The following is a 5,625-nucleotide window of genomic DNA, read 5'->3' on the forward strand; positions in this document are numbered from 1 at the left end:
TCAAGCGCATCGCGGCGCGCCTGGGGCTCACCCGCCAGGAAGATCCGGAGCCGATTGAGCAGGACCTGCTCAAGCTTCTGGACGGGCCGGACCGGGTGATTTTTACCCACCGCATCATTGACCACGGCCGCGCGGTGTGCACCGCCCGCCGCGCCTTCTGCGAGCGCTGCACCCTGGCGCCGCTCTGCCCCACCGCGCCGGAAGCGTATCGCGTTCCCGCCGCGCCGCGGGAGATGGTGGCGGCGTGAGCGCGGCCGGCACGCACATTTCCTGACTTCGCGGATCTGATCTTCGACGTCGGACGAGCTTCTCTTCCTTCGATCAGAAGCTCCGCCGCGAACGTCATCCGCCCAGTGCCGAGACAATTGAGCGCCCCGCCAGCCCTGCGCTCGCGGGGCGTTCTGTCGTCCCTCAGTCCGTGCAAAATTGAAACGTTTCGCGACAGAGATTGCGCGTGGATGGTCCCGCTGCTACGTTGGTTGGCGCGGCGCGGATCCGCGCCAGAGATCGCAACCCGTCTCGCACAGAGGTCCGGATGAAGAAGCTCAACGTCGAAGCGCTGGCCGTGGAATCGTTCGCGACCGCCAAGAGCGGCCCGCTGACCCCCATCACCGTCCAGCAGTGCACGGGCTGCGACAGCACGTGCGGCATCATCGGCCCGAACTACAGCGACTACTGTTACTGATGGCAGCCGCGCGGGGCGACCGTTCCGCGCGGAGTATCATCCCCAGCACGGGAGAACGACGATGAAGACGCTCAACATCTCCGACCTGGACGTGGCGACCTTTGAGATCAGCGACAAGGTGACGCGCGAGGCCGTGTGGCCCTGCACCGGCTGCATGAGCGGCTGCGGCATTCTGCCTCCGGCCGACGCCTGAGTGCGCCGACGGGCCGGCTCTCCGCGCGAGAGCCGGCCCGGTTCGCGTCATCCGCCGTACGCCGTACAACCCATCCGCGGCGGGCCTCCCCGGTCCGCCTTCCCGCCCCTCCCAACTTCCGGGTGACATCATGGCACAGATCCGTGCGCTGGATCCGGACACGCTCGAGGTGTCCAGCTTTGCGACCCAGTCCGAACCTTCCGCATCCATCCCGACGATTACTGCCGCATGCTCGCTGATGTGGTGCGATCCGTACGAGACCGTCACCATCTGCCCGGCGGTCTGACCGCGCGGAAGGTGGGCGGCTGAAACCTCGGGAAAACGCCGGGCCGGCTCGCGCACTCGCGGGCCGGCCCGGTTCCGATGTGACGCAACGCGTGGACCGGCGTCAACGTGTGTTCCCACACCTGTACGCCGTGAACGTAGCAGATCCGGCTGCGATCTCTTGGCGACGTTATTCTCCGCACGCCTCCACGCTTGTCCTTCTCCACGTCGCCCGCCGCTCCGCCCAGCGCACGAGGCTACTTTGCGCCGCTGCACGGACTCCGGTTCTTTGCGGCCATGCACATCGTGCTGCTGCACACGCTCCGCGCCTCGTGGTTTCCGCCACCGGTGGCACGGCTGTTCTCCTGGGGCGGCTCCACGGCGAGCCTGTTCTTCATCCTGTCAGGCTTTCTGCTGGCGCATGCGTACGCGGCGCCGGGCGGCATGCGCATCCCGCGGCGCACGTTCTGGATGCGCAGGCTGGCACGCCTGTACCCGCTCGCCATCCTGTGCCACCTGCTGGCCGCGCCGCTGGTGTGGAGCGGCTATGCGCCCGGCGAGCGCTGGATGCGCGCGGCGGCGACGGTGGCCGGCGTACAGGCGTGGTGGCCGCCCTTCGCCAACTCGTTCGACAGCCCCGGCTGGTCGCTCAGCTACCTGGCGTTCGGCTATCTCCTGCTTCCCTCCGTTCTGCGGCTGTGCGGCGGATGGAGCCCGCGGCGGCTCGCGGCCTGCCTGGCCGTGCTGTGGGCGGCGTGCCTGGCGCCCGCGATCGCGTGGACCGTGATCGCGCCGGCGTCGCCGGTGTGGCGCGTCGCGCTCTTTACGCACCCCGTCAGCCGGCTTCCCGAGTTTCTGTTCGGCGCCGTGCTGGCGCTGCTGCTCGCATCGCGGCCGTGGCGGGAGGTGGATGCCCGGGTGGCGCCCTCCGTGCTGCTCGCCATCGTGCTCTGCCTGGCCTTTCTGCCCGCGGGGCTCTTTGCGCTCAACCACCAGGGGCTGCTGGCGCCGCTGCACGCCGTGCTCATCTGGTCATTGGCGCGCGGAACGGGGCCCATGCAGCGGATGCTCTCCACCCGGATGGCGGCACGGCTGGGCGGCGCCAGCTTTGGCATCTACCTGCTGCACGTGCCGCTGTACGCATGGATGCTGCGGATTCTGAGCACGGACGTTTCGGCGTGGGGGCTGGGCGCGAGCGCGGCGTTCTACGCCACGTATCTCGTGCTGACCGTTGCGCTGGGATGGGCGGCGGAGCGGTGGATCGTGGTGCCGCTCGCCCGCATGGCCCCTGCCTCCGCGCCGCGCGGTCCGCGGCGATCCGCCGCCGCGGCCTGACGACGGCGGCGGGAGGGACGAACGGGCCGGCTCCCACGCGGGGGCCGGCCCGTTTCTGTCGCGCGATTCAGTTCCCGCCCCGTCGCGCGGCGGCGGGAGGGGGTGTACATTCGTGGGATGCGCGGCCGCGGAGGGCACGAGCGCCGCCGCGCGCGGACCGCAACCGCCGCAGCACACCATCCAGAGACCGTCGATCGCAATGAGCCGCACCCCCATCTCGCAGGTTCTGGCCGGCGCCGTTCCGGCCGGCCAGCCGGTGACCGTAAAAGGCTGGGTCCGCACCCGGCGCGACTCCAAGGCCGGCCTGTCGTTCATCCACCTGCACGACGGCTCGGGCCAGGCGCCGATCCAGGTGGTGGCGGCCAACGAACTGCCCAACTACGCCAGCGAAGTGCAGCGGCTCACCACCGGCTGCTCGGTGGCGGTGCGCGGCGAGGTCATCGCCACGCCCGACCGGCCGCAGCCGTTCGAGATCCGCGCGGACGAGGTGGAAGTGCTGGGCTGGGTGGACGATCCGGAGACGTATCCCATCCAGCCCAAGCAGCACTCCATGGAGTTTCTGCGCGGGGTGGCGCACCTGCGGCCGCGCACCAACACCTTTGGCGCGGTGGCGCGCGTGCGGCACACGCTGTCCATGGCGGTGCACCGCTTCTTCGACCAGCGCGGCTTCTTCTGGGTGCACACGCCCATCATCACCACCAGCGACGCCGAGGGCGCGGGGGAGATGTTCCGCGTGAGCACGCTGGACCTGGCCAACCTGCCGCGCACGCAGGACGGCGCGGTGGACTATGCGGAAGACTTCTTTGGCCGCGCGGCGCACCTCACGGTGTCCGGGCAGCTGAACGTGGAGGCGTACTGCATGGCGCTGAGCAACGTCTACACCTTCGGCCCCACCTTCCGCGCGGAAAAGAGCAACACCAGCCGCCACCTGGCGGAGTTCTGGATGATCGAGCCGGAGATCGCGTTCGCCGACCTGAACGACGACGCGGATCTGGCCGAGGCGATGCTGAAGTCCGTGTTCACCGACCTGCTGAACGAACGGGCTGACGACATGGCCTTCTTTGCCGAGCGGGTGCAGAGCGACGTGGTGCAGCGGCTGGAGTCGTTCATCAGCACCAGCTTTGAGCGGATGGAGTACACGGACGCCATCCGCCACCTGGAAGGCGCGAAAAAGAAGAAGTTCGAATTCCCGGTGAAGTGGGGGGTGGACCTGGCCACGGAGCACGAGCGCTGGCTCACTGAGGAGTTCGTGGGCCGGCCGGTGGTGGTGATGAATTATCCCAGGGAGATCAAGTCGTTCTACATGCGCGAGAACGACGACGGCCGCACGGTTGCCGCCATGGACGTGCTGGCGCCGGGGATCGGCGAGATCATCGGCGGGTCGCAGCGCGAGGAGCGGCTGGAGGTGCTGGACCGGCGGATGGACGAGCTGGGGCTGGAGCGCGAGGGCTACGCCTGGTACCGCGACCTGCGCCGGTACGGCACGGTGCCGCACGCGGGGTTCGGGCTGGGGTTCGAGCGGCTGGTGGTGTACGCGACGGGGCTGGCCAACATCCGCGACGCCATTCCGTACCCCCGCACCCCCGGCAGCGCCGAGTTCTGAGCGTTCGGCGCGCGGCCGGCGGAAAGGGTGACGTTGGGATTCGTGCCCGGCGGTAGAAACCGCGCCCCGAGCCACACGAAGTCCGCCGCGGACTGTGGCCGCTGCATCGGTGCGGGAAGCGGAATCCAGCGTCCGGCCCGTCCAGAGCGAATGAATTCGCCGCTGGAAAAGCACGAAGTCCGCCTTCGCGGACTGCCGCCGGACCTGTGTCGTTGGTCCCAGCTGCGGTTGAAGCCCCGACTCATGGACGCGACAGCGGGCATGAGTCGGGGCTTCCCGCGGTTGGAGCGGCGGATTCGTCCGCTCAGGAGAGCCTGGGCCAGCACGGACGTCGCGCTCCGCGCCTGGGCCCCTCCCCGGCCCCTCCCCGGCCCCTCCCCGTGCAAACTGCCGCACGGAGGGGGGAGAACGGCAACCATGCACTTCGGACGGTGCCGGTGCGGCGGAAGGAGGCCCCTCCCCCCAACCCCCTTCGCCCGCTCCGCGGGAGAGGGGGAGCCGTTCGGCGCGGGGGCGAGTGCCGGCGCCGACACTCGCCCCCGCGCCGGAGCAGCCTCACAGCAGTACCGTGAGGCTTTCAGCAGTGGTTGCGGCGAGTCACTCGCTCCGCCCCTCTGCCCGCCGCCCCGCGCCGGGCAATCCGCCACCCGGTGCAGGTGAAGTCTCCCCGTCTGTTCGGGGAGACTTTCCGCCGTTGTTGCGGCGACTTCAGTCGCTCAGCCACCCGCGCCGCGCCATCCGAACCCGGGTGGGGGCCGCCGTGGACTCCGTCCTACGCCCCCATCCTCGCCCGCAGCCGCTTGTTGGCGTACATCTCCTCGTCCGCGCCCTGGAGCAGCGCCTCCAGCGTGGTGGGCGATCCGGGATCGAAGTGGCTGGCGCCCACGCTCATCGACAACGTGTAGGGGCGGCGCACGCCGGCGGGCTGGCGCTGCACGGCGGCGTACAGCCGCGCCACCGCCTTTCGCACCCCCTCGTCCGTCATCCCCGTGGCGTTGCGCCCGATCAGCAGCACCGCGAACTCGTCCCCGCCCAGCCGCGCCAGCACGTCCGACTTGCGGAAGGTGGCCCGCAGCAGCGCCGCCGCGTCGCGCAGCGCCTGGTCACCCTGCGCGTGGCCAAAGGTGTCGTTGATCTGCTTCAGCCGGTCCAGGTCGATGAACAGCACGTCGAACCGGATCCCCAGCCGGGTGCTCTCCTCGATCTTCTGCTCGGCGAGCGCCACCAGGCCGCGGCGGTTGTACAGCCCGGTCAGCTCGTCGCGCAGCGACATGGCGCGCAGCACCTCCTCGCGCGACGCGAACTCGGCCGCGCGCACCCGCATGCGGTGCAGCGCCACGATGACCGTCAGTCCCAGCAGGATCGCCAGCGCGGTGAACCAGCGCGTCTGCCAGAAGTACGGGCGAAAGCGCAGCTGGACCGGGGTGGCCTCGCGGCTCCACACGCCATCCGCCGTGCGCGCCTGGATGTGAAAGGTGTAGTGCCCCGGCGGCAGGTTGGTGTAGAACGCCGACCGCCGCGTGTCTCCGTCCGTCCATCCCGGAT

The 5,625-nt window shown here is 70.0% G+C and carries 7 protein-coding genes; 6 read left to right on the forward strand and 1 reads right to left on the reverse strand.

Annotation, left to right across the window (positions count from 1 at the left end):
* From VF665_RS14775 to asnS, 6 genes are all read left to right on the forward strand, one after another.
* On the forward strand, positions 1 to 248 hold a 248-nt coding region (locus VF665_RS14775), incomplete at its 5' end, for an endonuclease III domain-containing protein (protein ID WP_414678820.1).
* Between the two features lie 287 nt (positions 249 to 535).
* Entirely contained in the window at positions 536 to 685 is a 150-nt protein-coding gene (locus tag VF665_RS14780; protein ID WP_331054207.1) for a hypothetical protein, read from the forward strand.
* 61 nt (positions 686 to 746) lie between these two features.
* Positions 747 to 878, forward strand: a complete 132-nt coding sequence (locus VF665_RS14785) for a hypothetical protein (RefSeq protein WP_331054208.1) — start codon at positions 747 to 749, stop codon at positions 876 to 878.
* Between the two features lie 130 nt (positions 879 to 1,008).
* A complete protein-coding gene (locus tag VF665_RS14790) occupies positions 1,009 to 1,164 on the forward strand; it encodes a hypothetical protein (protein ID WP_331054209.1) in 156 nt (51 codons plus the stop codon).
* 191 nt (positions 1,165 to 1,355) lie between these two features.
* The gene (locus tag VF665_RS14795) at positions 1,356 to 2,477 is read left to right on the forward strand and encodes an acyltransferase (protein WP_331054210.1); all 1,122 of its coding nucleotides are present in this window, start codon (positions 1,356 to 1,358) and stop codon (positions 2,475 to 2,477) included.
* A gap of 199 nt (positions 2,478 to 2,676) precedes the next feature.
* Positions 2,677 to 4,080: an asparagine--tRNA ligase gene (gene asnS, locus VF665_RS14800; protein ID WP_331054211.1), complete on the forward strand. Its 1,404-nt coding sequence runs from the start codon at positions 2,677 to 2,679 to the stop codon at positions 4,078 to 4,080.
* A 772-nt stretch (positions 4,081 to 4,852) separates the two neighbouring features.
* On the opposite strand, the gene VF665_RS14805 is transcribed toward asnS, so the two are convergent.
* Positions 4,853 to 5,625, reverse strand: a 773-nt coding sequence (locus VF665_RS14805; protein ID WP_331054212.1) for a GGDEF domain-containing protein, incomplete at its 5' end; no start/stop codon positions are given.

This window comes from Longimicrobium sp. (assembly GCF_036387355.1).
Taxonomy (GTDB): domain Bacteria; phylum Gemmatimonadota; class Gemmatimonadetes; order Longimicrobiales; family Longimicrobiaceae; genus Longimicrobium.